The organism is Kineococcus indalonis, from assembly GCF_009906395.1.
In the GTDB taxonomy this organism is placed as follows: Bacteria; Actinomycetota; Actinomycetes; order Actinomycetales; family Kineococcaceae; genus Kineococcus; species Kineococcus indalonis.
Window position 1 is genome coordinate 1 of record NZ_JAAALM010000787.1, and the last position, 1,267, is coordinate 1,267.

At 78.6% G+C, this 1,267-nt stretch carries 2 protein-coding genes; both read left to right on the top strand.

Annotated features, from left to right (window positions below):
• The first annotated feature begins 30 nt into the window (after positions 1 to 30).
• Positions 31 to 471, top strand: coding sequence for a CidA/LrgA family protein (locus GTR00_RS21100; protein WP_166613472.1), 441 nt, complete (start codon positions 31 to 33; stop codon positions 469 to 471).
• Positions 468 to 1,163, top strand: coding sequence for an LrgB family protein (locus tag GTR00_RS21105; protein ID WP_166613473.1), 696 nt, complete (start codon positions 468 to 470; stop codon positions 1,161 to 1,163). The genes GTR00_RS21100 and GTR00_RS21105 overlap by 4 nt, the downstream gene beginning before the upstream one ends.
• The last annotated feature ends 104 nt before the right edge of the window (positions 1,164 to 1,267 follow it).

Here is a 1,267-nt window from a genome sequence, read left to right on the forward strand (position 1 = left end):
CCCCCGCGGCGCCGCTGGCACGCTGGCCCGGTGAACGCACCCGGCGACCACCCCCCGCAGCACCACCTCGGCTGGGGCCAGCACGTGCCGGCGGCCCTGGCCGCGCTGGCCCTGCTGCTCGGGTTGCAGCTGCTCGGCACGCTGCTCGTCGACCTCACCGGCCTGCCCGTGCCCGGCGCCGTCCTGGGCCTGGTGCTCCTGCTGGCCGTCGGCGCCCGCCACCGCGGTCTCGTCGCGCGCGCCCAGCCCGCCGCCGACCCCCTCCTGCGGCACCTGCAGCTGCTGTTCGTGCCGCCGGGCGTGGGGGCCCTGACGCAGCTGTCCGAGATCGCCGAGCACGCCGCCCCGCTGGCCGTGGCCGTCGTCGGCTCCTTCGCCGTCGGCCTCGTCGTCGCCGGCGCGCTGCTGCAGGCCCTGCTGCGCCGGCGCGCCGGCGGCCCCGCCGGCACGGCGGCGGGGGAGGCCGCGTGAACGCCGTCGTCCACGCCCCCGGCTTCGGCCTCGCGCTCACCCTGGCCGCCTACCTCGGCGCCGACGCCCTGCACCGCCGCCTCGGCCGCCCGGCGCTGCTGGCCCCCGTGCTCGTCGCGATGATCGCCGTCGCGCTCGCCCTGGAGGTGCTCGGCATCGGCTACGAGGAGTACCTCGCCTCCGTCTCCGTCCTGACCCTCCTGCTCGGCCCCGCCACCGTCGCGCTCGCGCTGCCGCTGCTGCGCTCCGGCCGCGCCCTGCTCGCCGACCGCCTCGCCGTCCTCGTGACCCTGGTGGTCACCGGCGCCGTCAGCGTCACCGTGACCGCCGCCTCCCTCGTCGCCCTCGGCGTCCCCGACGAGCTGCTGCTCACGGCCCTGCCCCGCTCGGTCACCACGCCCGTCGCCCTGACGATCGGCACCGCCATCGGCGCCAACACCACCCTCGCGGTCGTGCTCACCCTCGTCTCCGGCGTCCTGGGCGCCACGGTCGGCCCGTGGCTGCTGGACCGCGTGCGCGTCGAGGACGGCCGCGCCCGCGGCTTCGCGATCGGCGTCACCTCGCACGGCATCGGCACCTCCCGCGCGCTGGCGCACTCCCACGTCGCCGGCGGCTGGTCCAGCGCGGCGATGGTGCTGAACGCGCTGCTCATGACGGTGGTGCTGCCGGTCGTGGCGCGCTGGCTCACCTGAGCCCGGGGCTCCTGCGGGGTCGGCTCCTGCGGGGTCGGGTGGGTGCGCGCGCCGGCGCCCGGCCGCGGACCCACCCGACCCCGCAGGAGCCGACCCCGCAGGAG